We start from the raw sequence: 25,474 nt of genomic DNA on the forward strand, positions 1-25,474 counted from the left end.
AACTTTTCTGACATGAGAAATAAAATGAAACTTTAATCGGTGGGTGGGCCATCCCGCACTGATTATTTGCTCATACTAATCGGGTACTTACTACCGGTTAATATAAATGTTAGTATGTGTCAAAAAAATACAAAATAGTAGGGGTTTTGCATTTTTGAATAGAATATATAGATTGGTAAATAGAGAGAGAAGGGGATATTAGGATGAATATTATTGAAATTGAAAGGTTAGAAAAATCATTTGATATTGGGGATAGTAAAGTAAAGATCTTAAAAGATATTAATCTTCAAATTCAAAAAGGAGATTTTGTTTGTATTATGGGGGCAAGTGGATCGGGTAAAACGACCTTACTTCAGCTGTTAGGTGGATTAGATATTCCATCGGTAGGTAGTATTCGAGTTGATGGTACAGAGATTTCAACATTAAAAGAAAAAGAGCTCGCTTTATTTAGAAGGCATAAAATCGGTTTTATTTTTCAACAGTTTAATTTAATTCCAGTGTTTAATGCGGAGGAAAATGTAGGGTTGCCTTTATTATTAGATAATGTTTCGCAAAAGAAGGCAACGGTGACAGCAAATCGTTTATTAGAGCTCGTTGGATTGAAAGGAAAAGAAAAGCATTTACCAGCACAGTTATCAGGTGGGCAACAGCAAAGGGTTGCGATAGCAAGAGCTTTTGCAAATGAGCCGGCTATTATATTAGCGGATGAGCCAACAGGGGCGCTGGATTCAGAAAATAGCAAAAATATTATTGCGGCACTTCGCAATGCATGTGATGAATTAGGGCAAACAGCTGTCATTGTAACGCACGATCCGTTCGTAGCGGCCCATGCGGATAAAGTTGTTTTCTTATTAGATGGTGAAGTGATTTATGAACATGCTGAAAGTAAGGGATGGAAATTTAGAAATATCCCGCAGCAAGTTACTCACATTCAAGAAATTATGAATCGTCACTTTAAAGTAGGAGGTAAAGGTGATGCGATGGGTAATTAAGTATGCGGTAAAATCGATGAAACAAAATTGGCTGCGAAATATGTTGATTGCCCTCGGTGCAGCTTTAGGTGTTATGTTAGCGACGATGTTATTACTAGGCAATCAATCAGTAGAGAAAAGTGTGAAAGAACAAGTAGTAAGTCGGTATGGAGATTATAATTTACAATTTGGCTATATAAAAAATGATATGTATTTAAATAATGAAAGTTTAAAAGGAATAGATGGCTTAGAAAATGCTGAAAAAATATCAAAAGTACTTATACCATACCCTTTTCCAAATTATAAAGAGTTATCGGGAAAACCGTCCTATTGGGGTGTTGAGCAAGACTCTCCAGAAATGCATTCTTATAAAATATTAGAAGGTCGATATCCGAAAGAAGGGGCTGAGGTAGCACTGACAAAAGGATATACAGATCGTGAAAATATACGGGTAGGAGATACAATTAAATTGCCATTCCCACAGCATGGAGAAAAGAACGTGAAAGTCGTCGGGATTTTAAATCCGCCGTTAATGGCAGCAATGGGGCATAGTGCTTATTTTCCAATCCGTTGGCTTCAAAAAGAATTAAATCTACCAAATCAATTCAATCTCGTTCAAGTGAAAGTACACGATGTAAATGTGAAAAGAGCAATTGCTCTTGATGTAAATAAGAAGATAGAAAATATAAAGGTAGATCAACGTACTTATGTCGATAAGGCATTTGAACGACTAAATGTAATGAAGCCGTTAATTTTTAGTTTAGGTGGTATTGCCCTATTTGTTGTATCCCTTTTAATAATGGGAAGTTTCTTCTTATCTGTTAGAAGTCGATTTAAGCAGTGGGCATTATTACGTGCACTTGGTAGTAACCCAAATCAAATTATATTAGTCGTTTTATTAGAGGCTTTATGCATCGGAGCGATTGGATCGCTAGCAGGGGTTCTTCTTGGAGCAGGTACGCAAACAATTGCAGCATCATTTATTAACAAATGGGTGAATATTGAGGGTGCAGGGAAAGCATCATTCTCGATTTCAGGTGAGATTTTATTCATTACGTTTTTACTAGGGATTGTTATGTCTATCATAGGGGCCATTATACCAGCTTTCATGGTTAGAAAGATTCCACCAGTTCAAGCACTTCGGCCAGGTCTTCCTAGTAATGAGAAAAAAGAAAAGAGATGGAGTGCTTTTAGCCTTAGCATTTTAATTGTTGGTACCGTTATTGGACTAGCAGGTAACGTATTAGAGCAGTATATCGGTTTTAATCCAAGTGCGATCGGAGCGCTTTTGTTTGCAGTTGGTTTGTTATTTGCGATTCCGTTATTTATTCGTATGATAGCACCAGTGATTGCAAAACCGTTTCAAATGATATTACGAATTGAAACGACGATTAGTAGCCGGAATGTAATTCGTTATCGGAATAAGGCAGCTGTGTCGGTTGCTATACTAGCATTCGGTTTTATGTTAGCGCTTGTTGGAACGATGTATGTAAATTCTATGTATGAAGGTATGAAAAAAGGATTACAAAAACATTTGCCAGCGGATTTAGTGATACGAGTTCCGGTAGAGTCGCAAGGAATAGAAACATTACCGTTTAGTTGGATGGAGAAGGTTAGAAAAATTGACGGTGTGGAATCGAGTGTTGGGAATGCGACTGACTTTACAGCAAAGCTTGTAAATTATGATTCTAAAAAAGCGAATCAAGAATGGTATGAATTTGTGAAAAAAAACAATTTTAACTATGATTCAATGGAAGTTGTAGGTAATGATATTGTAGCGTACCAGAAAGTAACAAAGGCGAAAGTGATTTCGGGACAAAGTTTAAATAAGCCATTACAAGATGGTGAAGGAGTCGTTACGAAAGAAACGGCTAATAATTTAGGGATTCAGTTACATGATACGATTGAAGTACAAGGGAAAGGAAAAGACAAACAAACGATTAAAGTCGTTTCGATTATTGAGCAAGGATTAAGGTTAAGAGGATCAGATATTATTGTGAATGAACAATGGGCCCGTGATAAGTTTCACGTGCAAGGATATGAAGCAATTCAAGTTATGACAAATTCTAATCAATCATTTGAAGCGATTAAGAAGCAAGTAAAACAAATTACAAATAATAAAGAGAACGTAGAAGTTATTAATAGCCATGATTTATTAAAAGAACAGGAGCAATTATTATCGCAAATGATGATGTTAATTCGTTTGTTAGTTGTAATTATTTTCATTATCTCTGGTATAGGATTAATGAATGCGATAGTCGCAAGTTTACATGAGAGACGTGCTGAAATTAGTATGATTCGTGCGGTAGGAGCTATTCCGAAGCAAATGAGACGGATTGTTTTATTAGAGGGAACTTTACTTGGAGCGATAGCTGGTTGTATAGGGATTTTTGGCGGGATTTTGTTTAGTTATATTGTGTTATCAAGCTTAGAGCTAACGGTTATTATCATTCCGTATAATCAAGTTTTCATATTAGCTCTAGCTAGCGTGATACTTGGAGCGGGGGCAGCAATGATTGCTTCATTACAATTAAGGAAGTTCAAATTAAGTGATACTTTAAAGGAGTTATCGGCATAAAAGATTGCTATACCCCGCTCATACAAAGAACAAAGAAAACAAATAAAATGATGACAATACCGATACCGAAGTTAAATACGAGAGTACTATCCATATATGTAACCTCCTTGTTTGAAAGTAAAAAGCACTCTGGCTGGAGTGCTTTTTACTATCCGAATCTGTCGCAACGAACACCGCAACGTGTAGAAAGGGAATAATGCGTTTAAAGAGTTATATTAATTTATGCATTAACTTTGTAAATGAGCAGGTCCTGCTCAGGTATAGAAAAAAAGACACTCTTTCAAGTGTCTTTCATGATGACAAAATGTGCCAATTGCTTGAGTTTGGTAAGACGTTAATTTTCCGGTTAACGATCTTTCTTAATCAAGAAGTGTAACAACAGCGATTCAAATAAATTTTAGCATTTTTTAAATAGGTGTGCGTATGTAATTATGCATATTACGATTAGAGGAGAATCAATCATGGAAAATGAATGAGTAAATATATATAGATTAGTAGAGTATTTGATAAGGAGCGAGATGAATGGATATACATAAGTTAACAGAGGAAGAAGCGAAAAAAATAAATATGTGGAAGTATGAAGAGCCGTATACGTTATATAGCTTTTCAGGAGATGCTGAAGTAATAGAAGAGTTACTAGATGGGACGTATTACGGTTGTTGCGGAGAGAATGGAGAATTCATCGGCTATTTTTGCTTTGGAGAAAATGCACAAGTGCCAGGGGGAAGAGATGCCAATTTATATAGGGGAGAAGATATAGTAGATATCGGACTTGGAATGAAGCCGGATTTAACAGGGAAAGGGATGGGGGAAATATTTTTTCAAGCGGGAATAGCATTTGCTACTAAGGAATTGAATTCGAAAATGTTTCGACTGAGTGTAGCGACATTCAATAAGAGAGCGATTAGGCTATATAAAAACATTGGATTTCAAGTAGGACCTCTTTTTTTGAGCCGTGGAAGAGAGTTTATACTGATGGAATATGAAAGGCCGTCAGTATGAAACTAACGGCCTAGAAACTTTATTCTGAATGCTCAGCACGGTGCGCTAAACGACTTGAAGCAGCGGCAGCGATACCGCCAACGATATCATCAAGGAATGTGTGCACCTTTCCAGTTGATTTATCATTTAAGTATTCTAAAATGCCTGGTTTTAATTTATCGATATATCCAAAATTCGTGAAGCCAATTGACCCGTATACGTTGACGATTGAAAGTGCGATGACTTCATCAATTCCATATAGTCCTTCATCGCGTTTTACGATATCTTGTAACGGCGCGCTTAACATTCCCTTTTCAGCAAGGACATCAAGTTCAATGCCTGTAATCAGTGCGTTTTGTACTTCTCGCTTTGATAGTACACGCTCAACGTTATAGCGACATTCTGACATCTCTAAATTTGAATGGTATTTCTTTTGAAGAAAATGAACAAGTTCAGCAATATCGTCAATTGTTACACCGCGTTCTTGTAATAGTTGTAATGCTCTTTCTTGTAGTTGATTTGAGTCTTTCATGTTTATCACCTTTTTTTCTTTTTAGTATTTGTATACGTTTCGTTGCTTTATCATGTGCATAGGAATGAAAGGCGAGCACAAGCTCATATATATAAAGAAAAACCATAGGTGGCGACTGCGATGATTCAGCATATTTATGAGCATTATCACATGCATGTTAAAGAATTAATCCCCCTTGGCCCCTATAAAAGCTTTTGGATTCGCAACAAAATTTATGTACTTGTTCCAATTGGAGAAATGGAGGAAGAAGTACTTGTAGAGATGAAAAAGCTCAGTGATTATATGAACCAGCAAGGGGATATAACTGTTTCGACTTTCGTTCCGACTATACACGGCTACTATGTAAGTGAGATAGAAGAAAAAAATTATTGCTTATTAAAAGGTATGCGTATGTTAGAGCGACATGCTACATCATTAGGAAGTGAGCTTTCTATATTCCATAAACGTGGCGCATTCTTTCCAGAAGAAGTTGAGCAATTAAGCCGCATTGGCGAATGGAAAGCATTATGGGAAAAAAGGCTCGACCAATTAGAAAGGTTTTGGCAATCGCAAGTGATGAACCATCCTTCAGACGTATTCGATCAATTGTTTATTGAATCCTTCCCGTATTACTTAGGAGTTGCAGAAAATGCAATTCAATATGTTGTCGATACAGAAATGGACGATACACCACAAATAACTGACGCAGCAACAATTTGCCAAGAACGATTTACACCTCTATTATGGCATCAAACGAAGCGCTTAAAACTTCCTTTTGATTGGGTATATGATCACCCAAGTAGGGATATAGCAGAATGTATTCGATATATGATGATAGAAAAAAAGAAAGATTGGGAGCAAACGGTAGTTCAATTCATTACAGATTATGAACGTAATTATTCGCTCTCTTCATTTGGTTGGCGCTTATTATTCGCAAGGCTTCTGTTCCCGCTTCACTACTTTGAAACGGTTGAACAATATTATCAAACAGGAAACGAAGAACAAAAAGGCATATATAGAGCTCGTTTAGAAATCATTTTACATGATGTGAAGCGCACTGAGCAATTTATGAATCATTTTTACGAGTCATTTCGTTTACCTGTCGATAAGTTAGGCATTAGGAAATTAGATTGGCTATCTTAAAAGTATAAAAAAGAGGCCAATTGAGGTCTCTTTTTTATGCTACAAAAGATACCCGTGTCTATCTTTATATAATAAGAAGCTATGCTCCTACTTTTTGATCTGTACATATAGTTAAAATAATGTGGTGTCTTTCAATTTTTTCATTTACCTTTTTTAATAATTCTTGTTGTATTTCTTTAAATAAAAATTGATAGCTCGTATTCCATGTCGGTATAACGGGTGAAAGACTTAATAAATATTCTTTTTTCTGTTCTAATTCTTGAATTGTTACAAAAGTACTCCCTATTTTTGGCATACGTCGTCCCCCCCTATGTTTTTCGCTTTATATGTGTGAACGATTCACTATATATTAATTATCGCATTTTTTGAGAAGGATTTCCAATTTTGTTTTATGATGTTAATAGTGTAGGGGAGTATGTCTTGTTTGCGTACAAAAAAAGAGACCAAATTTGGTCTCTTTTCTTAGAAGTAGCTTTGAACGAGCCGCTTCCGCTTTTAGATATTATCTAGCTCCAGCGGCTAGAACAGTCGGCCATTTCGCGCCTTCCTGTGAGGCAAAAAGCGCCTCTTCGTCAGGAGCTCCAATGACCTCCTGTTCTGAACGAGCCGCTTCCGCTTTTAGATTAAAATACTTGTTCTACTTCAATAACGCCTGGTACTTCTTCAAGTAGTGCGCGTTCGATACCAGCTTTTAGTGTGATTGTAGAACTTGGGCAGCTTCCGCATGCACCCATAAGGCGTAGTTTTACGATACCTTCTTCAATGTCTACTAATTCAACGTCTCCGCCATCGCGAAGTAAGAATGGACGTAATTTATCTAATACTTCTAGTACTTGTTCTTGCATATTTGGGTTTTCCATTTTTATCGACTCCTTTCATCAGTTTTATTATAATCAAGATAGAGGGGAAAATCTATTTTTTCTCTTCTTGTTTTATTGTCGAAATATTATATCGTGTGTACAACGTGTTTTTTCAGTATAGGGGTATGGAATAAGTTTGTAAAATGATGTGCTTATGTACTAAGACATCTGAATATACTGTTGAAACAAGAAGTGGGGGAGAAGAAATGGTTAATGTTCAAGTGTATGGGACGAAAGTAATTTGTGCGAGCTGCGTTGGAATGCCATCTTCAACAGAAACATTTGAATGGTTACAAGCGGCAATTGGTCGTAAATATGAGGGACAAGAAAATAAATTTAATTTCGAGTATATTGATTTTCAAGAAGAACAAGAAGATGAGGATAAAAAAGCATTCGCAGAGCGAGTAGTGGAGGAAGATTTATTTTATCCAGTCGTTCTTGTAAATGGAGAAATTGTTGGAGAAGGAAATCCACGTTTGAAGGATGTTTACGAAGAAATCGAGAAATATTTATAAATTAGGAAGCCTTTGCGAATTTGCAAAGGCTTTTTTATATGGAGGGATAGATGTGGAGAATGGAATAAAACATGCTTTACCAGAAGAAGTAAAGCAGTTAATGGAGCAGTACACAGTAGAATTAAAAGAAATTTTTTTGGACGAAAAAATAGTCGGGGTATACATTTACGGATCGATCGCGCTAGGAGCATTTCATATAGAAACGAGCGATGTTGATTTTGTTACGGTAATAAGTGATTCCGTGAATGAAGCTGAAAAACAACAAATTATAGAAGTGCATAAAAAGCTTAGTAAAAGTACGTTAGGTAAAAGAATGGATGGTATGTATATTCCTCTTGCTGACTTAGGGAAATACAATCATGAAATGAATGAGTACGTGTATTGTGCAGATGGTAAGGCGAATATTGGTCATTGGGACATTAATGCGGTCACATGGTGGACGTTGAAAAATCAAGGTATTACAGTTGCCGGGGGAGAAGCAGAAGACCTTCCGTTTCAAATAAAATGGGACGATGTAGTAAATACAATGAAATATAACGTAGAACATTACTGGAGTGAAAAAGCGAAGCGTCCCTATTTGTTTTTCATAGAAGAATGGGTAGAATCAGCGGTCGTTACGATGGGACGTATTTTATATACGTTAGATCATAAAACAATTGTTTCAAAAGATAGAGGATTGCAATACTTGTTAGAACGCTCAGCGAAAGAGTGGGAGCCTTTATTGAAAGAGGTAGAGCGAATGCGGCATAATCCAGAAGAAAAGCAAATGCTCTCAAGGTGGAGAAGGGCTGATATGACGAAGAGGTACTTGCTTCACTTAATTGAGACGTGTAGAGAGAAATGGTAGGGAAGAAAATGGACAATACAGTGGGGTGTATTGTCTTTTTTTACATTTGATTTGGTATATAATGGTTGGAAAGGTTTGATTATACTGGAGGGGATATGAGGGACACGGAATTAGTTATATATAAAGAAAAGAATTTACAAATGAGTATGATCGAAGTAATCAGTATTATAGTAATTATTTTTGGGGTAATGTATGGAATTGGTTTTTTGAACTTTTTATATGACTTCTCATTATATCCGTGGTATGTAAATCATCTCATTTCACTTTTTACATTTTTTGTGATTATTTTAATATATATACCAGCGAGAAATTACTGTTTACATTTAATAAAATCATTACAATTCAATAATCTTAAACATTATGTAACGATAGTAATGACGATGATCGTACTGCTCATATATCTTGCAGTATTAAATTTAGTTTTACCACATGGGCTTGGTGTGGGTGAGTCTAGTAGAGTGATAGAGCCTACTATAAGTGAAATCATTCTATACGTAGTTGTGCTCACAGTTCTTGCACCTATTTGGGAAGAAATTGTATTCCGAGGTATGTTTTTTATGAAATTATCTCAGCGCTTCTCTACACTTAGTAGTGCCGTTATAAGTGCTTTCATATTTACTTTAGGGCATCCCCTTACAGTAGGTAGTATTTTATATATTTTTGGTATAGGTGTATGTTTAGCCTACACCTATAAGAAAACAAATAATTTACTCGTTCCAATTGGGATTCATGTACTAAACAATGCATTTTATTTATTAGTAAATTTTCAACTATAAAAAGACGCCTTTTTGAAAAGAAAAGGGCGTCTTTTGTATTTTGTAGTAAGTAGAAAGGGGTTTACACGCATTGTGTAGAGGCGAGGTAATACAAAATATAGATAGTTTCATGTGAAACATTTTTATTATCAAATATACAAAATGATTAACTTAGTGTATTAAACATATCATTCATAAGTATTCTAATATATTTAAAAGTAAAATGAAATAATAAACGGGTAATTGTCGGAATATATTCGATTTCCGTTCAATTTTGTGAAATATATGCCCTTTTTGTTAGATTACTTCTTTTTATTTCTATAAAATAAATTGATGTAGAAATAAGAAAAGGATGATGTACGTGAAGGACACTGTTTTACAAGAAACAATTTCTCCGCAAGAATTACATAAAGTTGTTCAAAAGAATACAGCTTATTATGACTTTAAATGGGGCAAAGTAGAAAATCCAACTCAGGGGAATACATGGAATTGGGTAGCCTTTTTCTTCCCGTCTTTTTGGTTAGCTTATCGTAAAATGTATAAGTTATTTATTATACTTACATTATTATCGGTACCTAGTATATTTGTAGCCCCTTTTATAGACATTCCAGATGGGATTTTTTTATCAATTAGTTTAGTTTTTCAATTAGGAATGATGATATTTACTGGATGGCAAGGAAACCGTTTATATTATAAGCACGCTGTTCGTATTTTACATAAGGCAGAAGATACGCTTGATCATGAGAAGGCGTATTACTTACAATCAAAGGGTGGCGCTAGTGTAGCTGGTATGATTGGTTTACAAGTTGTAGTGGGGATAGTGTTTGGCGGGGCTATGTTCGGACTCTCGCTTTTACCAACTGAACCAAATATAAAAAATGTTGTTCGTTCAAGTGATGAAGGATTTACTTTAGAGGTTATGAATGATAATCCAACTTGGAAGTTTGTAAAGAAAGAAAAGGATTATGACGTAGTAGAGTTTACTGGTTATGATTATGAAGAGAAGAAAAACGTGAAAATTAAATTCGCTGTGTATTTCAGTGAAGATTATTTTGAATGGCAAGAAGTGTACGAAAATAATAAGAAGTTAAGTGAAGAAGAATTAGAAGAGTATCAAATTTACATTGAAGAAAATAGTTGGGGTTTCTAGAGAGAACTCGTTTATTTGGAAAAGAAGAATCTTGTGAAGGTTCTTCTTTTGTTTATTGGGGAAGACATAAAAAAACGCCATACTAATTGAAATTTTGTAAAATACAATAAAAAATGAGAATTTGAGGTAGGCTTGTCAATAACGTGAGACTATGGCAGTATAAAGAAATGCTATACAAATTTTATTTATCGACATGTAAAAATCCGATTTGATTTTTACGTATAAATAATGAACGGAGGAAATAGATTTATGGCTACTTTACCAAATTGTCCAAAATGTAATTCAGAATATACGTATGAGGATGGCGCTCTTTTCGTATGTCCAGAATGTGCCCATGAGTGGGGTCAAGAAGCGGAAGCTGAAAATAATGATGGTGCAAAAGTTGTAAAAGATGCGAACGGAAACGTTCTTCAAGATGGCGATGCTGTTACTGTAATTAAAGATTTAAAAGTAAAAGGAACTTCTTCAGTTGTGAAGATTGGTACGAAAGTAAAGAGTATCCGTCTAGTTGAGGGAGATCACGATATCGATTGCAAAATCGACGGTTTCGGAGCTATGAAGTTAAAATCACAGTTCGTTAAGAAGGCGTAAGATTAGCAAAGAAAAAAGACGCTCTGTAAGTAACTTACAGAGCGTCTTTTTTATGATTGTACTTCAACTTCTTTCAACTGACACCGCTTATTAAAGAACGTTTTATACCCAAGTTGCAAGAAGATAATAACAGAGAAAGCTGTACTTCCAGAAATACCAAGTATAATTGCGATTTGATATTGGATAGCTGTAAATGGTGATACACCAGATAAAATTTGTCCTGTCATCATGCCTGGAAGACTTATAATTCCCATTCCGACCATAGAATTGATTGTCGGTAAAATAGCAGAATCGAAAGCGTCCCGTATGAGCGGGGCAGCTGCTTGTTTTGGAGTTGCCCCAAGCATAAGTGCACCTTCAATATGGTCTCTTTGTGATTTCATGCTGCTTAAAAAGGTATTTGCCCCGAGGCAAATGCCTGTCATAGCATTACCGATTAGCATACCGGCAATAGGAACGATATACTGCGGAGCATACCAAGGATCGTGTCCGATAATAACAAAGATAAATAGTAGAAGAGGGCCAATTGATCCAGCAATCATGGAGAGGGCGGCTACTCGTTTTAATTCTTTTGACATTGGAATATTAACTCGTTTATAAATATTGAAAATCGCAAATGTAGTAATAGAAGTAATGAGAGCTATTGTATAAAACGGATTACTATTTTCAAATATGTATGTAAGGACATATGCGACTAGTACGAGCTGAATTGTCATACGTAATGTAGCAATTGTAATTTGTTTCTCACGCGGTATTCCTTTTAATTTCACAAGCCCGATTAAAATAAGGATGAAAATATATGCAGCTGCAAGTTGCCAAATTTGTAGTTCAATAACGCCCTTCAATTGATAGCACTTCCTTTCTAGTTGCACCATTTGTTTTACTAATTTCAATAATATCGTCTGCAATTTCTTCTGGAAGTTGTTGTGAGTGTGTAATGAAGATAACTGTTTTTTTCTTTTCTCTTGCGAGTATAGTAAATTGTTTCATAACGCGGCGTTCTGTATCACCATCTAGTGCCGAAGTTGGTTCATCTAATAAATAGACGGGCGGATCCATTAGTATAATGCGAGCGAAAGCAAGTCTTTGTTTTTCACCACCTGATAAAGAAGAGGCGTTATCTTCTAATTTTTTATCTAGGCTAACAGTCGTTAATGCGTCCCGCAGGGCATCGTCATTTGGAAATGGCTTTTCAGAAAATCGAAGTCCCATTAATAAATTATCTTTAATTGTTCCATCAAAAATAGGCGGAGTTTGTCCGAGCATGACAACTTCACGGCGTAATTGAATGGGAGGATAATCTAAAATAGATTTTCCGTTATATTCAATTGTTCCAGATGTTGGTGATTGTAAATCGTTTAACATGCGAAGTAATGTGCTTTTGCCACTACCACTTTCACCGATAATACAAGTTGTTTTTTCTTTTTGGATTTGTAAGTAAGGAATGTGTAGAATATCTTTATATTTGATGTCTTTTAATATAAACATAAATTGCTCCTTTCTGATTCTAGTTATATCGTATCAAAAAGAGAGAAAAATAGAAAAATAAAGTCTATTCAGAGGGAGTATCTTTTTCCTTTGTTTGCAGGATTAGATCGTCTTGAGATGGAAGTAGTTAGCTTCGTTAATAAGTTTAGCAAACGATCTAAGTCCTGACTAAAAGAAATGACTTTATCGTGAGCAAATCCATATTTTTCAACGAGGTGGATTAATTCTTTCTTTTTCACTTCTATTCGATTATTTAGTTTTGTTAAGTTCATAAGTGAATTGGAATACCTCCTATTATGTGTAGCATAAAAAATAAGACCGAACGCATTCGGTCCTAAAGAAAATAATAAAATGAAATAACTCTTACATATAGCATACACTTTCCATTGGTAATTTTTAATATTAAAATGGAAAAATTTGCGAATCTATATTGAGAAAGTTATTTTAAAAAATGAATAGAAAAAGGCTGTCTACATAGTAGACAGCCTTTAAAGTATTAACCTTTATGATATTTGTACATCCAAAGAAGACCGGATTTTAATAATCTCGGTACACGTCCCATTAATGGTTGATTTGCTAGTAAACCAAATCCATGTTTTTTACCAAGAGAGCCGAGAACACCTTTTAATTTTATAACAGGTAGTTCATCAGGTAGTGGTTCATTATTCCAACGTTTTAATAATATTTGGACAATTTGTTCTCCTTGACCTTCAGCAAGTTGAGCAGATGGTGCATGTGGAAGTGCTGCACAATCTCCTACAACATAAACGTGCTCGTTATTTGGAATATTGTGATATTTTGTTAAAACAACCCGTCCGCTACCATCTTGTTCAACTGGAAGGTTTCGAACAACTTCATTTGCTTGAATACCAGCTGTCCATACGATTGCATCACATTCAAGCGGTTCATCATGGTTGTATACAATGTTTGGTTCCACTTTTGTAATGTCAGAGTTTCGTATAATGGTAACTTTATGTTTTACAAACCATTCTTCTACGTATCTACTTAATTTCTCTGGATACGGGAATAAAATTCTATCTTTTCGATCAAATAAATAGATTTTTAAATCTGAACGGCTTTCGCGAAGTTCACTTGCCACTTCAACACCGCTTAAACCAGCCCCAACGACAGCTACTGTTGCATTTGGTTCTAAGCTATTTAATTGTTCATATGTCTTACGTGTTTGTTCAATTGATTGTAGGCTATGTGTATATTCCTTCGCCCCAGGAACGTTATGATATTTATCTTCACAGCCAAGCCCGATAATTAAATCATCATATTGAATCGTTTCACCGCCATCGAGATGAACGGCTTTCGTTTCGAGGTCAATATTTGTTATTGTGCCGTATTGAATATTGAGACGTGGGTGCTCAGGAAACGGTATGCGAATATGCGTTTCTGAAATTGTACCCGCAACTAATGCATAATATTCAGTTTTAAAGCAATGGTATGGTACTTTGTCGATTAATGTCACTTGTACATCATCTGGAAGTTGGTTGCTTGGAAGTAGCCGCTGCAGAATTCTCATTCCACCGTAGCCGCCACCCAGTATTACGAGGTGTTTCATGATGGATTACCCCTTTTCTGTTGAAATATCCCCTAATCATACAATTTTATATTAATAAAATATTTCGACTTTACTCAATCAAATTATATCGAATTTGTGAACAAATAACAATGCATGAATGAATACTCTGTTGTACAATAAGAAGAAAAGTAAAGTAAACTGTTTTCATTTCCTAGTTACTATTTACTATTTCATTATGAGTAGTATGTTATATAAAGAAGACTATCTATTATGAAGTGAAATAGTGAAGTAACTAAATAGTTTAGAATATATAACGAAAACAACAAGAAACAGCTTAGTTTTCTTCTTATAAATAAAGTGGAATGGTAATAAGTAGAGAGGGTTACTTATCCGTTTCGTAAATTAGGTATGCACTTTATACCTGCTAAAGTAAGTGGTAATTTGTTTAGAGATACAGGGGGGAGAGTTTTGATTAAACCATTAATCGAATTTTGTGTAGGTAACCTTGCAAGCGGTTCGCAAGCGGCTTTAGAAAAATTAGAAAAAGATCCTAATTTAGACGTAATGGAATATGGTTGTTTAGGATATTGTGGCATCTGTTTTGAAGGTCCATTTGCACTTGTAAATGGTGAAGTTGTACAAGGCACAACAGTAGAAGAACTTGTAAATAATGTATATGATTATTTGGATGAAAATCCAATGTTTTAAAGCGTTGCAAACAAGCAACGTTTTTCTTTTTTCATTTATTAGGAGTGTTGATTTCGAAAAAAAAGGCCCTTTTAGAAGGGCTTTTTTCTTACACGATTTGTGTAAGAACGGCTTATTGCCAAAACGCTGTCAAATATGAGAAACGGGGGACATTCGTATTGTGTTCTAAAAGCATGCATTTTATACTTGAAATAATAAATTATTTTTGGAGTGAATAAAAATGAGCCAATTTTCTTTTACAAAAATGCATGGTCTTGGAAATAGTTATATATATGTAAATATGTTTGAGGAACAAATTAGAGAAGAAGATTTAGCACTTGTAGCGGAAAAGGTTTCAAATATTAATACTGGTATTGGTGCAGATGGAATGATTTTAATTTGTCCTTCTGACGTGGCACCAGTAAAAATGCGCATGTTTAATAATGATGGTTCAGAAGGAAAGAGCTGTGGAAATGGTTTACGCTGCGTAGCGAAATATGCGTATGAGCATAAACTAGTAGAAGGTAAAGTTTTCACAATTGAAACGTTAGCTGGTATTGTTACTGCAGAAGTAACGGTAGAAGATGACAAAGTTACATTAGCGAAAATCGACATGGGGGCACCTCGTTTAACACGTGAAGAGATACCGATGCTTGGTGAAGGAGAAACACCATTTATTCGTGAAAACTTCTTATACAATAATCACCGTTATGCATTTACAGCTGTTTCAATGGGGAATCCGCATGCGGTTATTTTTGTTGATGATGTAGAAAAAGCGCCTCTTACAACGTTAGGACCAGTTCTTGAAACGCATGAAATGTTCCCAGAGCGAGTGAATGTTGAATTCATCGAGATTTTGAATGATGAAGAGATGAATTTCCGCGTTTGGGAACGTGGATCTGGTGTAACACAAGCTTGCGGGACAGGAGCATGTGCAGCTGTCGTTGCGGCAATCTTAAATGGAAAAATGGAACACGGTAAAGAAATTACAGTTCACTTAGCAGGCGGCGACTTAATGATCGCATGGACAGAAGAAGGAAATGTATTAATGAAAGGACCTGCGGAAATAATTTGCCGCGGAGTGTATGAGTACAAGATAGAAGCGTAAAGATGTATAATAGAATGAGAACAGAAAGGATGGTGTATTTCATGATTGAAGTAACAGAACAAGCAGCTTTTCAAATTAAAGATATGTTAAAAGATGCTGAAGATGGAGAGAAGTACGTGCGCCTTGCTGTACATGGCGGCGGATGTAGTGGTCTTTCTTACGGCTTAGGATTTGAAGTAGAACCAAAGGAAGACGACACAGTTCTTGAGTTTTTCGGTGTTGAATTTGTTATTGATAAAGAAAGTGCTCCGATTGTAAAGGGAGTGAAAGTTGACTATAAACAATCTATGCTTGGCGGCGGATTCACAATCGACAATCCAAATGCGATTGCATCATGTGGATGTGGATCATCTTTCCGTACAGCGTCGAATGCTGGTAAGCCGGAAGAGTGCTAAGTTTTTTCATTCCGTTATTCTAAGCGGAAATTGAATGGGTGGGTTGCATATAAAGACCTTCTTAGCGATGAAATCAAATCGTTAGGAAGGTCTTTTCTTTTGCCGTTAAAAAAGAAAAAGAGCATGACAAAGATGGCGAATATATGCAAGAAGAAGGATGAAGAGGATGCATGAAGGTGAAGGCCATATCAAATTATATAGAACTGACTCGTTCCATATTAATTAAAATACGCTGATTACTAGAAATTAAAAACTACCGGAGGAATTTACAATGAAGTCATTTAAGAAAGTACTGGTATTAGGGATGACGTTGGTTACAGCATCAATATTTGGAGCTTGTTCTAACGATACAGACGTGTTAACAAAAGCGGGAGCAAAGCAACAAGTGAAATCGGAAGCGGAAGTACTAAAAGAACAGAAGGAAACTCCTATGACTACGAGCGAACGTGACAGCATTAAATATGAGGACGCTCCGTCATCACAGAAGCGTTATATTTCTCGCGACGAAGCCCAAAAGATTGAGGAAGGTATGACGTATACGGATATTCTTAATACGATTGACTACGGTGGTGAGAACATAAAACATTACAATAACAAGGAAAAACGCGTGTTTTATACTGAAAAAGATACGGATGGTACATATGAAATTATGGTTGAATTAAATACATAGTTACGTTGTGAATATTGAACGTACTGCTATAAAGGATGCGGATAAAGAGAGTCAGGTATCTACGAAAAGCAGTGAAGAGCCTGCGAAGGAATATGAAGAAAAGAACGACCGCGTACCGTGGTATAAAGATGTAAATAACGATTCGGCGGAAGTAGACTATAATCACTATTTGAAAATCAAAAAAGGTATGCCCGCAAATCAGGTAAAAGCTGCGATTGGACAGCCACGTATGATTGAGAAATATAAATCGTATTCAGTATACGGCTATACCGGTTATGGTGGGGAAGGAACATTACGTGTAATCTTTGAACCAAATGGAACTGTTACGCAGGTAGTAGAAGATGGCTTACCACGATAATAAATTAATTAGGGGAACAATTGCAGTAAAGTTGTCGGTGGCTTTATAAAGTCTTGGAGAGAGAACCGTGAACAATCGGAGAGGACGATGATGAACGAAGATAAGATAACGATAATTATGCTAGTAGTATTAACGATAGCGTTAGTATTTGTTGGAGTTTCGTCCAAATTCAATAGCCTCATTGTGGACGCTATCGCCGTACTATTTTTGTTGATAGCTACTGCAGTAGGTGCAGCGATTGGAACAGAACGTAGGTTACGCAAAAAAGGTGGGAAGTAGCAGTTTTCCTTATGCAAGAAGGAGGGACGCATGATTGACGATATTTTTGAGTTCGTAGGGAGATATGTCATTAAACCCATTATTAGATCTATAAGATATCTTTTGATAGATATCATAATTGAATGTGTAATAGAGGGGGTAATAAGCGGTATAAGGAAATTATGTGACAAGTGGAAAAATTGGCGTGGAAGACGTTATTGGCGTTAATAGATTGTCATGGATAGGCTAGATGAGTGCCAATAACGTTTTCAATGAAAAAAACACTGATTAAAGTTTTAGTTTATTATCTTACAAAAGTGTAATGTTCATGTCATGTTTTTGAATTTCTTCTTTAAGGCCTGGGCTTTAAGATAAGAATATAAGAAAAAACATATGAGGTGAAGGAAATGAAAAGATACATTGCACTATTTAGTATTTTAGTTGTATTTGCAAGTTTGTTAGTTGGTTGTGATATTAACCGTATGGGTAAAGATGAGTACTACGTTCAAATTACAACTGATGGAATCGAAAAAAATGAGAAGTCTGATGATGGTAAGCCATACAAATATTTTGAGTACAAGTTAACTGGATTTGATAAAGAAGGTAAAGAGAAAGAATTAGAATTTAATGCTCAAAAGAATCTGCGTAAAGAAGCATTTCTACGTGTGTACCACTCAGATAAAAAAGGTGTATCAGCTTGGGAAGAAGTGAAAAAGGACGAGCTTCCTGCGAAAGTGAAAGAAAAATTAGGTGTGAAATAAGTAGTGAAGAAAAGGAATTGACGATCATGGTCAATTCCTTTTTTCGTTCTCAAAATCCTCTTCTGAAATGACTTTAAATCCATGTCTTTTGAATAAAGCTGTTGTTACCCCGTAACCAGTTTGTTTATTCCCGTTAAATTCCCCTGTGTAAATAGTGGAACTACCACAAGATGGACTGCGTTCTTTTAAAATAATATATTCTGGGTTTAAATCTTTTATTTGTTCTAGAGCTTTATAAGCACCGCTCACGAAAGCTTCTGTAACATCTTCTCCAGCTTTTGTCATTACTTTCGCTTTTCCGTCCAAAACGTCATCGCCATTCCCACCAATAATTTCAGCTGAAGGACGAGGCGTTGGTAATCCTCCTAATACTTCAGGACAAACGAGGATGGTGTCTTCTCTTTGTAATAACTCTTCTATTTTTGAAACGAGATTATCGTTACCATCATACCGACAGGCGATACCACCTAAACAAGCACTAATTACGATCATATTGTCATCTCCAATAAAAAATATTAACTATCACGCCAATTTCTCTTCCTGCCTCTTACTTATAAATGAGGTGATAAAAATGGGAAGCTTATATAATTTAATGAAACCATACATTGAATTTCGAAGTAAAGAAGAGTTTAATACATATCAAAAACAAGTTTTTAAATGTTATCAGTTTCAACTAAATAAGACTGATTCTGCCGTCATTCGATCCATTTAAAAAAGAGTCATGCGTATAATACATGACTCTAAGTAGCTAATCGAACTTTCTTACAACTGGAACACGAATTGCTACAAATAGTACAAAGACGATAACAGCGATTGCACCGCTTTTCATAACCGTTACAATTGGAATGCCGATTCCAAGTGCAAGCGATGTAAATGCGTAAGAGAGCGGAATGAATCCCATCGATGAAAGCATGAGTAGGCTCATTACGCGTCCCATCATTTCTTCTTTTACTGTCGACTGAATCATCGCCATAAGTGGAACAATTGCCATTGCGATTGTAATACCGTAAAACGTTCCAGCTAATAACGCTTGCCAAAGTACGGTGCTAAAATTGATGGCTAGGAAGAATACACCAGACAGTAGCATCATGATAATGCAAAATAGTCCACGTCTACGATTAATATTTTTTAATCCGACAATGACAGCTCCTATCGCCATCCCGCCGCCAACAGACGCTTCTAAGTAACTAAACTGAAGGGAATCACCGTGCAGAACGTTTTTGACGAAGAGCGGGAAGCCTACTTGCATTGGGCCGATTAAAAATAAGTTTAAAAAGGCGCTACATATAAGGAAAGTTGAAAGAAATGGTGATTCTTTTACATATAAAATTCCCTCTTTAATAGAAGTAAACATGCCTTTATCTGTTTCATTTTTTTCGGGTACGGTAAATTGTATTTTTTGAACGAGTATCGCAGCGATAATGAGTAGCAGGATTGTAATTGAAAAAATTGTTTCATAGTTCGTAAATTTAATGAGAATACCACCAAGTACAGGTCCTAAAATGACAGATGCTTGGTTTGTCATTTGAGTAAGTGAATTTGCTTGTGTTAAACGGCTTTTTTCTACAAGTTCAGGCAGAATAGATCCATCTGCTGACCAGAAAAAAGCGTCAGCAAGTCCGAAGAACAAAGCGAACAAAGCAAATGTATATAGTGTTACATCACCGACGATGAACCAGGTGAGAATAGTTGCGACAAGAATAGCGCGAATAATATTAGAGTAAAACATAATATTTTTTTTCGGGAATTTATCAGCTAATGCTCCGCCGATAATCATAAAGATTAGCCTTGGAACACTAAGAGCCACGAAAACAATACCGAGTGAAGCCTCAAGATTTAATGTTTTTGCTATGTACCATGTTTGTGAAAAAGTAAAAAAGGCTAAAGCAAAACTTGAAAAGAGAGTAGCTGCCCAAAGAAAAAGGAAGTTCGTATTTTTTAATAACGGTTTTCCGCTTCCTTCTAAAGCAGATTTATTTTGTTGTAGTTCCTCCATATTGCTTCCTTTCTATGTACCGATTTTAGACTAAAAAACCTATTAACAATCGTTTTATCCCGCGTTAACGGGCAGTAAAACTCCCACCTTAAAATTTGGCTCGAGCAAAGAAGTTAGGTGGGAGACCAACTGCCCGTAAACGCCCGATTGGTGAAGGCTAATACTCAGTGGGGGATGAACAAAACACCCACTGAGTATAGTTTCACTTTATACAGCTTCTAATATTTCTATACTGCACTTTCTCATTGTAGACAATAATAATGAATTTGCACAGTGGCTATTTAACGACAAAAAAGAAGATACCAAAGGGTATCTTCTTTTTTGTCATTCAGGCTAAAGCAATATAAATATCCAATTGTACGTTATTTGGATCAACTGCATTTTCGTCATAAAGCTCAAAATCTGCTGTAAAAGCACGCTTGTTTTCTTTTGACCATTGCCAAATATATTCCCAAGCTTCACAAACGACTTCAGACACAGGACCTTTTCTCGTTGTAAATACCGCATACGTAGCGGCAGGTATTGTTAAGGTTGTCATATTTTCAGGAACGTCTTCTAATGAAGAAACAGGCATGCCGATAGTAAATTGATATGTACCAGTTTCATCCGATTCGTAGTTTGAGTAGAAAGCGAATGTTTCTTTTGTTTGTTGATTTGGAATTTGATGCATGATTTGTTCTTGGAAGTAGCGATTCCAAAGCATCGGAATCTTTCCTTCAGTTGATGCTTCTTTTTCGTTTGTAGTTGTAATAGAAACACCGATTGCTTGGAAAGCTTCTTTTTTTACGATAATAGGTTCTTTCATTAATAAAACCTCCCTTTATTAAACGAAACATACGTTCTGTTTTATTGTAACATATTTTGGAAGGAAGTAGTGTTTTTTATCAAATTGCGATGTATTTTATTTAGGGAAAAGAGAGTATGAAAAGAACTCCTTTCATGTAAAAGGAGTTCTTTTCATTTCTATATTAAAACATACTTGAGCTATGCATTGGTTGAAGTTTTGCGTTTGGATCGAAGTAAGCTTTTGCATTGTTTACTGCTGTCGGTGCTTCACCAAAGCCGCAAGCAATGAGTTTTACTTTTCCTTCATATGTACAAATGTCACCAGCAGCGTAAATGCCAGGAATATTTGTTTCCATTTTTGAGTTCACGAGGATGCTGTTCTTTTGAATATCTAAGCCCCAATTTTTAATTGGACCAAGCGAAGAAACGAAGCCGTAGTTTACGATTACGTCATCAACATCGATGATAACTTTTTCTTCTGTTTTTACGTGCTGAAGGACAACTTGTTCAATCGTGTCATCACCGATGAGTTCAACTGGAACGTAAGGTGTGCTTACTTCTGCACGGGAATTCATTAAGCTTTCTACGCTATGTTCATGTGCACGGAATTTATCACGGCGATGAACAATTGTAACTTTGTCCGCGATCGGTTCTAACATCATTGTCCAGTCTACTGCTGAGTCACCGCCACCGAATACAACGACGCGTTTTCCAGCAAATTTATTCATATCATCAACGAAATAATGTAAGTTTTTCTTTTCGTATTTTGCTGTGCCTTCTAATTCTAAGCGGCGTGGTTGGAAAGCACCATTACCAGCAGTAATAATGACAGATTTAGAGTAATGAGTTTGTTTATTTGTAACAAGTTTAAATATACCGTCAGCTTGTTTTTCAAGCGTATCAACAGCTTCTTCTAAGCAAATAGTTGGATCGAACTTTTTCATTTGCTCTTTTAAGTTATCAACTAACTCTTGTGCACGCACTTTTGGGAATCCAGCTACATCATAAATATATTTTTCGGGATATAGTGCGGATAATTGCCCTCCAAGTTGAGGTAAGCTTTCAATGATTTTTACACTTGCTTGTCTCATTCCGCCATAAAATGCAGTGAATAGTCCTGTTGGGCCACCACCAATAATCGTTATGTCGTAAACTTTTTGATTTTCTGTCACTTTCATTCCCCCTATAGATGGAATTTTAATATTGATTTCATATATTGTTCATATGTACACGAAAATCCTGCAAATGATGACACTTTCAAATAAATGATAGCATATTTCAGTTAATAATACTTCTGAAAACGACTGAATAATAAGTAAGTTTGCGTATAGATGTTTTAGAATCGTATAAAATATAACGGAAGGAAAATACATGAAAAAAAGGCTAAAAAACCCTTGAAAACGCTATGTTATTTTAAAATATCGATAATTCTCTAGGTGCTTGAATTATGGAATGAAACCGACTAATATAGGGAAGTATTATGTTAAATTTCTATGACAAATTTCGTACGATTTTTTGACTGCGTTTTGTTATGATATAGAATGTGATAAATTCCACATTCTTGACAAATAGAGTTTTTAGTACTTGGTATTATTTTTTATTACTATTATATAAAGAAAAGGGTTGTGATTTAGTGAAGACTCCAAAAATCGTAGTTTTAGGTGCAGGTTATGGCGGGATGATTACGACTGTTCGTCTGCAAAAAACATTATCTGTAAGTGAAGCTGAAATTACGTTAGTAAACAACAACAGCTATCACTACCAAGCAACTTGGTTACATGAGAGTGCAGCTGGTACATTACAAGATGATAAAATCTGTCTAGATATTCAAGACGTTATCGATACAAATAAAGTGAACTTTGTACAAGATACAGTAGTAGAGATTAAAGCTGCTGAAAAACGTATTATCTTAAAAAATGGTGAATTAGAGTATGATTACTTAGTAATCGGTCTTGGTTTCGAATCAGAAACGTTCGGAATTAAAGGATTAAAAGAGCATGCATTCTCAATCACTAACATTAATGCAACTCGTCAAATTCGTGAGCATATGGAAGAAAAATTTGCTCAATATGCGACTGAAAAACGTGATGAATTAGTAACAATCGTTGTTGGTGGCGCTGGATTTACTGGTATCGAGTACGTAGGTGAGCTTGCAAACCGTATTCCTGAACTTTGTAAAGAGTACGATGTTCCACGTGAAAAAGCACGTATCATCTGTGTAGAAGCTGCTCCAACAGCACTTCCTGGTTTCGATCCAGCATTAGTAGAGTACGCTGTAAAACAACTTGAGAAAAAAGGTGTAGAATTCCGTATCGGTACAGCAATTAAGGAAGCAACTGAAGAAGGTATTATCGTTGCAAACGGTGATGATGCTGAACTTCTTAAATCTGAAACTGTAGTTTGGGCTGCAGGTGTTCGTGGTAACGGTATTGTGGAAGAGTCCGGATTTGAAGCAATGCGCGGACGTATTAAAGTGGATGAGTACATGCACGCTCCAGGTCATGAAGATGTATTCATGGTTGGTGACGCAGCGTTAATCATCAACGAAGAAATTAACCGTCCATATCCACCAACAGCACAGATTGCAATTCAAGAAGGTTATAACATTGCACACAATTTAACTGTGTTAGTTCGCGGCAAAGGCGAAATGAAAAAGTTCGCATTTGATAATAAAGGATCTGTATGTTCATTAGGTCATGACGATGCGATGGGCGTTGTTATGGGCAAAAAGTTAACAGGTTGGAAAGCTTCATTCATGAAGAAAGTAATCGACAACCGTTACTTATTCTTACTAGGCGGACCTTTATTAGTTCTTAAAAAAGGTAAATTGAAGTTCTTTTAATATATAGTAGAAAAAGCAGAAACGGCTATGAGCTGTTTCTGCTTTTTTCGTATTGAAAATATAGTATAATATATAAAAAAGAAAGAATATTCTGTTCGTTCGGTGGAGGAGGTTATATCATGGGGAAGCGAGGGAAAGTGTGGTTAGCTGTCAGTGGCTTAGTAGCTACAAAAGATGGGAGATGGCTATTCGTTAAGAAAAAATACGGTGGATTGAAAGGGCAATGGTCTTTACCAGCTGGTTTTGTTAATGAAGGTGAGACTGTTGATGAAGCTGTAAAACGTGAAATTTTGGAAGAGACAGGTATTGTTGCTCATGTAAAAGGGATTATTGGTATTCGCTCAGGTGTTATTCATAATGAAATTAGTGATAATATGATTATTTTTCTTCTAGAGCCAGAGGGAGAAGACGTTATCGTACAGGAGAAAGAATTGTCGGAAGTAGCTTTTTTACATCCAGAAAACATTGCAGATGATCAAAATACTTCTGTACTCATCAAATATTTATTAGAAGGAAGAGCAGAGTCGCATTTTGAAATGGACAAAACATTAAATCCAGGAGAGCAATTTGGTTATACGGCTTATCATGTGTTTACGGCGTATGCGAAGGAGAGGGAGAAGAAGTGAGTATACCGGTACTACTTATTTCAATGATGTTGTTCTTTATTTTATTTTTTGGAATTGGATTTTTACTCAACATGATTTTGCGAGCTACGTGGGTAATGGTTATTGTGTATCCGATTATTTGTATGCTTATTATTAATAAAGCGAGTGTATGGGACTATTTTTCAAAGCCAAAAGAAACATTTTCTTCATTTGGGACAAGTGTATCGCATTTAGGACACGCAGATGTGTTTATTCTATCCACTGGATTAGTAGGTGCTGCTTTAGCAGGAATTATAATTAAAAAACTTCGGAAAAGTGGATATCAAATGTTTTAATCTCCAATCAATTTGGAGATTATTTTTTTGCATATTCCTTCATCGTATAGGGAATGATTAACGATGAAGGAGTGTGGAATATAAAAATGTTAAAACGATATTGTATTCGCATTATGATGACTTGTTTACTTGCATTCGCATTATGCGTAACATGGAAGGCTTTCACAGGAGTTTCTTTATTAGAGATTATAAAATTATATGAAGAAACAAGTGCAAAAGAAGTACATGCAGCAGAAATTGAGAAAAAAGTTGCTCCGAGTAAAGAAGTGATAAATGCTTTAGAACAGGCAAATGACTGGTCTAAATATCGTGTTATAGAAATGACTGCAACTGGTTATACATCAGGTATAGAGTCAACTGGAAAGAGACCGGGGCATCCAGAGTATGGCATTACATATTCAGGTGTTAAAGCAAAAAGGGATTTATATTCCACAATCGCTGCTGACTTGCGCGTATTCCCCCTTGGGACAATTCTATTCGTGCCAGGTTACGGATATGGTGTTGTAGCTGATAAGGGCGGTGCTATAAAAGGAAATCGTCTCGATTTATATTATGATACGGTGAAAGATGTTTATAGCCAATGGGGTAAGAAAAAAGTAAATGTGTATATAGTGAAAATAGGAAATGGTAAGTTTTCGGAAGAAGAGTTAACGATGTTAAATCAAGACGAAACGATGCAAGTGTTTCGTGGACAATATTTAAAACAAAGATAGTCTAGTGGTAATAACGCTAGACTTTTTTCTTGTCTTATTTCA

29 protein-coding genes and 2 pseudogenes are annotated in these 25,474 nt (G+C 35.8%); 20 read left to right on the forward strand and 11 right to left on the reverse strand.

Going from position 1 to position 25,474, the window contains the following annotated elements:
- Positions 1-203: 203 nt before the first annotated feature.
- From QCI75_RS02520 to QCI75_RS02530, 3 genes are all read left to right on the forward strand, one after another.
- Positions 204-992 (forward strand): ABC transporter ATP-binding protein, encoded by a 789-nt coding sequence (locus QCI75_RS02520; RefSeq protein WP_144505354.1) that lies wholly within the window; start codon positions 204-206, stop codon positions 990-992.
- Complete coding sequence (locus QCI75_RS02525) at positions 976-3,549, forward strand: FtsX-like permease family protein (RefSeq protein ID WP_144505353.1); 2,574 nt, start codon at positions 976-978, stop codon at positions 3,547-3,549. The genes QCI75_RS02520 and QCI75_RS02525 overlap by 17 nt, the downstream gene beginning before the upstream one ends.
- A gap of 522 nt (positions 3,550-4,071) precedes the next feature.
- Positions 4,072-4,551: a GNAT family N-acetyltransferase gene (locus tag QCI75_RS02530; protein ID WP_144505352.1), complete on the forward strand. Its 480-nt coding sequence runs from the start codon at positions 4,072-4,074 to the stop codon at positions 4,549-4,551.
- Between the two features lie 19 nt (positions 4,552-4,570).
- On the opposite strand, the gene QCI75_RS02535 is transcribed toward QCI75_RS02530, so the two are convergent.
- Positions 4,571-5,062 (reverse strand): phosphatidylglycerophosphatase A family protein, encoded by a 492-nt coding sequence (locus QCI75_RS02535; protein ID WP_002068093.1) that lies wholly within the window; start codon positions 5,060-5,062, stop codon positions 4,571-4,573.
- A gap of 120 nt (positions 5,063-5,182) precedes the next feature.
- Between QCI75_RS02535 and yutH the strand changes: the two genes are divergently transcribed.
- The gene (yutH, locus tag QCI75_RS02540) at positions 5,183-6,184 is read left to right on the forward strand and encodes a spore coat putative kinase YutH (RefSeq protein ID WP_144505351.1); all 1,002 of its coding nucleotides are present in this window, start codon (positions 5,183-5,185) and stop codon (positions 6,182-6,184) included.
- A 79-nt stretch (positions 6,185-6,263) separates the two neighbouring features.
- On the opposite strand, the gene QCI75_RS02545 is transcribed toward yutH, so the two are convergent.
- The gene (locus QCI75_RS02545) at positions 6,264-6,479 is read right to left on the reverse strand and encodes a hypothetical protein (protein ID WP_002068096.1); all 216 of its coding nucleotides are present in this window, start codon (positions 6,477-6,479) and stop codon (positions 6,264-6,266) included.
- Between the two features lie 328 nt (positions 6,480-6,807).
- Positions 6,808-7,044, reverse strand: a complete 237-nt coding sequence (locus tag QCI75_RS02550) for a NifU family protein (protein WP_000431179.1) — start codon at positions 7,042-7,044, stop codon at positions 6,808-6,810.
- A gap of 206 nt (positions 7,045-7,250) precedes the next feature.
- On the opposite strand from QCI75_RS02550, the gene QCI75_RS02555 reads away from it, so the two are divergent.
- From QCI75_RS02555 to phnA, 5 genes are all read left to right on the forward strand, one after another.
- Complete coding sequence (locus QCI75_RS02555; RefSeq protein ID WP_000248590.1) at positions 7,251-7,559, forward strand: YuzD family protein; 309 nt, start codon at positions 7,251-7,253, stop codon at positions 7,557-7,559.
- Complete coding sequence (locus QCI75_RS02560; protein WP_353759938.1) at positions 7,528-8,406, forward strand: nucleotidyltransferase domain-containing protein; 879 nt, start codon at positions 7,528-7,530, stop codon at positions 8,404-8,406. Before QCI75_RS02555 ends, QCI75_RS02560 begins: the two co-directional genes overlap by 32 nt.
- A gap of 95 nt (positions 8,407-8,501) precedes the next feature.
- A complete protein-coding gene (locus tag QCI75_RS02565) occupies positions 8,502-9,182 on the forward strand; it encodes a CPBP family intramembrane glutamic endopeptidase (protein ID WP_353759939.1) in 681 nt (226 codons plus the stop codon).
- Positions 9,183-9,516: 334 nt separating this feature from the next.
- Positions 9,517-10,311 (forward strand): DUF2628 domain-containing protein, encoded by a 795-nt coding sequence (locus QCI75_RS02570; protein WP_144508492.1) that lies wholly within the window; start codon positions 9,517-9,519, stop codon positions 10,309-10,311.
- Between the two features lie 249 nt (positions 10,312-10,560).
- The gene (phnA, locus tag QCI75_RS02575) at positions 10,561-10,902 is read left to right on the forward strand and encodes an alkylphosphonate utilization operon protein PhnA (protein ID WP_002112620.1); all 342 of its coding nucleotides are present in this window, start codon (positions 10,561-10,563) and stop codon (positions 10,900-10,902) included.
- A 50-nt stretch (positions 10,903-10,952) separates the two neighbouring features.
- Here the strand turns inward: phnA and QCI75_RS02580 are convergent, their stop codons facing one another.
- The 4 genes from QCI75_RS02580 to QCI75_RS02595 all read right to left on the reverse strand — a co-directional run bounded on the left by QCI75_RS02580 (position 10,953) and on the right by QCI75_RS02595 (position 13,957).
- Positions 10,953-11,747 carry an ABC transporter permease gene (locus tag QCI75_RS02580; protein ID WP_097809355.1) on the reverse strand — a complete coding sequence of 265 codons (795 nt, stop codon included), beginning with the start codon at positions 11,745-11,747 and terminating at the stop codon, positions 10,953-10,955.
- A complete protein-coding gene (locus QCI75_RS02585; protein ID WP_144508494.1) occupies positions 11,731-12,390 on the reverse strand; it encodes an ABC transporter ATP-binding protein in 660 nt (219 codons plus the stop codon). The genes QCI75_RS02580 and QCI75_RS02585 overlap by 17 nt, the downstream gene beginning before the upstream one ends.
- Before the next feature lie 68 nt (positions 12,391-12,458).
- Positions 12,459-12,662, reverse strand: a complete 204-nt coding sequence (locus QCI75_RS02590) for an aspartyl-phosphate phosphatase Spo0E family protein (protein WP_144508495.1) — start codon at positions 12,660-12,662, stop codon at positions 12,459-12,461.
- A gap of 224 nt (positions 12,663-12,886) precedes the next feature.
- Positions 12,887-13,957, reverse strand: a complete 1,071-nt coding sequence (locus tag QCI75_RS02595; protein WP_144508496.1) for an NAD(P)/FAD-dependent oxidoreductase — start codon at positions 13,955-13,957, stop codon at positions 12,887-12,889.
- A gap of 429 nt (positions 13,958-14,386) precedes the next feature.
- Between QCI75_RS02595 and QCI75_RS02600 the strand changes: the two genes are divergently transcribed.
- The 6 genes and pseudogenes from QCI75_RS02600 to QCI75_RS02625 all read left to right on the forward strand — a co-directional run bounded on the left by QCI75_RS02600 (position 14,387) and on the right by QCI75_RS02625 (position 18,155).
- Positions 14,387-14,626 (forward strand): YuzB family protein, encoded by a 240-nt coding sequence (locus QCI75_RS02600; protein WP_025149573.1) that lies wholly within the window; start codon positions 14,387-14,389, stop codon positions 14,624-14,626.
- Positions 14,627-14,846: 220 nt separating this feature from the next.
- Complete coding sequence (gene dapF / locus QCI75_RS02605) at positions 14,847-15,713, forward strand: diaminopimelate epimerase (RefSeq protein ID WP_070145330.1); 867 nt, start codon at positions 14,847-14,849, stop codon at positions 15,711-15,713.
- 41 nt (positions 15,714-15,754) lie between these two features.
- A complete protein-coding gene (locus QCI75_RS02610) occupies positions 15,755-16,108 on the forward strand; it encodes a HesB/IscA family protein (protein ID WP_000573823.1) in 354 nt (117 codons plus the stop codon).
- 271 nt (positions 16,109-16,379) lie between these two features.
- Positions 16,380-17,136, forward strand: a pseudogene (locus QCI75_RS02615) (hypothetical protein).
- A gap of 87 nt (positions 17,137-17,223) precedes the next feature.
- Entirely contained in the window at positions 17,224-17,415 is a 192-nt protein-coding gene (locus tag QCI75_RS02620) for a hypothetical protein (RefSeq protein ID WP_144508499.1), read from the forward strand.
- 377 nt (positions 17,416-17,792) lie between these two features.
- Positions 17,793-18,155, forward strand: a complete 363-nt coding sequence (locus QCI75_RS02625) for a YxeA family protein (RefSeq protein ID WP_144508500.1) — start codon at positions 17,793-17,795, stop codon at positions 18,153-18,155.
- Positions 18,156-18,185: 30 nt separating this feature from the next.
- On the opposite strand, the gene QCI75_RS02630 is transcribed toward QCI75_RS02625, so the two are convergent.
- Positions 18,186-18,647: a 2-thiouracil desulfurase family protein gene (locus QCI75_RS02630; RefSeq protein ID WP_144508501.1), complete on the reverse strand. Its 462-nt coding sequence runs from the start codon at positions 18,645-18,647 to the stop codon at positions 18,186-18,188.
- A gap of 79 nt (positions 18,648-18,726) precedes the next feature.
- Here QCI75_RS02630 and QCI75_RS02635 point away from each other — a divergent pair.
- A pseudogene (locus QCI75_RS02635) lies at positions 18,727-18,855 on the forward strand (helix-turn-helix domain-containing protein); the annotation flags it as partial.
- 48 nt (positions 18,856-18,903) lie between these two features.
- Here the strand turns inward: QCI75_RS02635 and QCI75_RS02640 are convergent.
- From QCI75_RS02640 to QCI75_RS02650, 3 genes are all read right to left on the reverse strand, one after another.
- Positions 18,904-20,151 carry an MFS transporter gene (locus QCI75_RS02640; RefSeq protein WP_144508909.1) on the reverse strand — a complete coding sequence of 416 codons (1,248 nt, stop codon included), beginning with the start codon at positions 20,149-20,151 and terminating at the stop codon, positions 18,904-18,906.
- 328 nt (positions 20,152-20,479) lie between these two features.
- On the reverse strand, positions 20,480-20,956 hold the full coding sequence (locus QCI75_RS02645; protein ID WP_353759940.1) for a GyrI-like domain-containing protein: 477 nt from the start codon (positions 20,954-20,956) through the stop codon (positions 20,480-20,482).
- 163 nt (positions 20,957-21,119) lie between these two features.
- Positions 21,120-22,109, reverse strand: coding sequence for an NAD(P)/FAD-dependent oxidoreductase (locus QCI75_RS02650; RefSeq protein WP_142344852.1), 990 nt, complete (start codon positions 22,107-22,109; stop codon positions 21,120-21,122).
- A 461-nt stretch (positions 22,110-22,570) separates the two neighbouring features.
- Here QCI75_RS02650 and QCI75_RS02655 point away from each other — a divergent pair, with 461 nt between their 5' ends.
- The 4 genes from QCI75_RS02655 to QCI75_RS02670 all read left to right on the forward strand — a co-directional run bounded on the left by QCI75_RS02655 (position 22,571) and on the right by QCI75_RS02670 (position 25,432).
- The gene (locus QCI75_RS02655; RefSeq protein WP_002112603.1) at positions 22,571-23,779 is read left to right on the forward strand and encodes an NAD(P)/FAD-dependent oxidoreductase; all 1,209 of its coding nucleotides are present in this window, start codon (positions 22,571-22,573) and stop codon (positions 23,777-23,779) included.
- Positions 23,780-23,898: 119 nt separating this feature from the next.
- Positions 23,899-24,405 carry an NUDIX hydrolase gene (locus QCI75_RS02660; protein ID WP_016096628.1) on the forward strand — a complete coding sequence of 169 codons (507 nt, stop codon included), beginning with the start codon at positions 23,899-23,901 and terminating at the stop codon, positions 24,403-24,405.
- The gene (locus QCI75_RS02665; protein WP_002089308.1) at positions 24,402-24,719 is read left to right on the forward strand and encodes a YuiB family protein; all 318 of its coding nucleotides are present in this window, start codon (positions 24,402-24,404) and stop codon (positions 24,717-24,719) included. The genes QCI75_RS02660 and QCI75_RS02665 overlap by 4 nt, the downstream gene beginning before the upstream one ends.
- Positions 24,720-24,805: 86 nt before the next feature.
- Positions 24,806-25,432 carry a 3D domain-containing protein gene (locus QCI75_RS02670; RefSeq protein ID WP_353759941.1) on the forward strand — a complete coding sequence of 209 codons (627 nt, stop codon included), beginning with the start codon at positions 24,806-24,808 and terminating at the stop codon, positions 25,430-25,432.
- The last annotated feature ends 42 nt before the right edge of the window (positions 25,433-25,474 follow it).

The organism is Bacillus cereus group sp. RP43, from assembly GCF_040459645.1.
Taxonomy (GTDB): Bacteria; Bacillota; Bacilli; order Bacillales; family Bacillaceae_G; genus Bacillus_A; species Bacillus_A mycoides_C.

What these genes read in the sequence shown, in the direction of transcription:
- yutH (WP_144505351.1), top strand. Translation starts at nt 5,183, where the DNA reads ATGATTCAGCATATTTATGAGCATTATCACATGCATGTTAAAGAATTA.
- QCI75_RS02545 (WP_002068096.1), bottom strand. Translation starts at nt 6,479, where the DNA reads ATGCCAAAAATAGGGAGTACTTTTGTAACAATTCAAGAATTAGAACAG.
- QCI75_RS02585 (WP_144508494.1), bottom strand. Translation starts at nt 12,390, where the DNA reads ATGTTTATATTAAAAGACATCAAATATAAAGATATTCTACACATTCCT.
- QCI75_RS02555 (WP_000248590.1), top strand. Translation starts at nt 7,251, where the DNA reads ATGGTTAATGTTCAAGTGTATGGGACGAAAGTAATTTGTGCGAGCTGC.
- QCI75_RS02645 (WP_353759940.1), bottom strand. Translation starts at nt 20,956, where the DNA reads ATGAAAGAACCTATTATCGTAAAAAAAGAAGCTTTCCAAGCAATCGGT.
- QCI75_RS02610 (WP_000573823.1), top strand. Translation starts at nt 15,755, where the DNA reads ATGATTGAAGTAACAGAACAAGCAGCTTTTCAAATTAAAGATATGTTA.
- QCI75_RS02550 (WP_000431179.1), bottom strand. Translation starts at nt 7,044, where the DNA reads ATGGAAAACCCAAATATGCAAGAACAAGTACTAGAAGTATTAGATAAA.
- QCI75_RS02530 (WP_144505352.1), top strand. Translation starts at nt 4,072, where the DNA reads ATGGATATACATAAGTTAACAGAGGAAGAAGCGAAAAAAATAAATATG.
- QCI75_RS02620 (WP_144508499.1), top strand. Translation starts at nt 17,224, where the DNA reads ATGATGAACGAAGATAAGATAACGATAATTATGCTAGTAGTATTAACG.
- QCI75_RS02525 (WP_144505353.1), top strand. Translation starts at nt 976, where the DNA reads ATGCGATGGGTAATTAAGTATGCGGTAAAATCGATGAAACAAAATTGG.
- QCI75_RS02590 (WP_144508495.1), bottom strand. Translation starts at nt 12,662, where the DNA reads ATGAACTTAACAAAACTAAATAATCGAATAGAAGTGAAAAAGAAAGAA.
- QCI75_RS02520 (WP_144505354.1), top strand. Translation starts at nt 204, where the DNA reads ATGAATATTATTGAAATTGAAAGGTTAGAAAAATCATTTGATATTGGG.
- QCI75_RS02535 (WP_002068093.1), bottom strand. Translation starts at nt 5,062, where the DNA reads ATGAAAGACTCAAATCAACTACAAGAAAGAGCATTACAACTATTACAA.
- QCI75_RS02560 (WP_353759938.1), top strand. Translation starts at nt 7,528, where the DNA reads ATGTTTACGAAGAAATCGAGAAATATTTATAAATTAGGAAGCCTTTGC.
- QCI75_RS02630 (WP_144508501.1), bottom strand. Translation starts at nt 18,647, where the DNA reads ATGATCGTAATTAGTGCTTGTTTAGGTGGTATCGCCTGTCGGTATGAT.
- dapF (WP_070145330.1), top strand. Translation starts at nt 14,847, where the DNA reads ATGAGCCAATTTTCTTTTACAAAAATGCATGGTCTTGGAAATAGTTAT.
- phnA (WP_002112620.1), top strand. Translation starts at nt 10,561, where the DNA reads ATGGCTACTTTACCAAATTGTCCAAAATGTAATTCAGAATATACGTAT.
- QCI75_RS02565 (WP_353759939.1), top strand. Translation starts at nt 8,502, where the DNA reads ATGAGGGACACGGAATTAGTTATATATAAAGAAAAGAATTTACAAATG.
- QCI75_RS02670 (WP_353759941.1), top strand. Translation starts at nt 24,806, where the DNA reads ATGTTAAAACGATATTGTATTCGCATTATGATGACTTGTTTACTTGCA.
- QCI75_RS02570 (WP_144508492.1), top strand. Translation starts at nt 9,517, where the DNA reads ATGTACGTGAAGGACACTGTTTTACAAGAAACAATTTCTCCGCAAGAA.
- QCI75_RS02595 (WP_144508496.1), bottom strand. Translation starts at nt 13,957, where the DNA reads ATGAAACACCTCGTAATACTGGGTGGCGGCTACGGTGGAATGAGAATT.
- QCI75_RS02660 (WP_016096628.1), top strand. Translation starts at nt 23,899, where the DNA reads ATGGGGAAGCGAGGGAAAGTGTGGTTAGCTGTCAGTGGCTTAGTAGCT.
- QCI75_RS02640 (WP_144508909.1), bottom strand. Translation starts at nt 20,151, where the DNA reads ATGGAGGAACTACAACAAAATAAATCTGCTTTAGAAGGAAGCGGAAAA.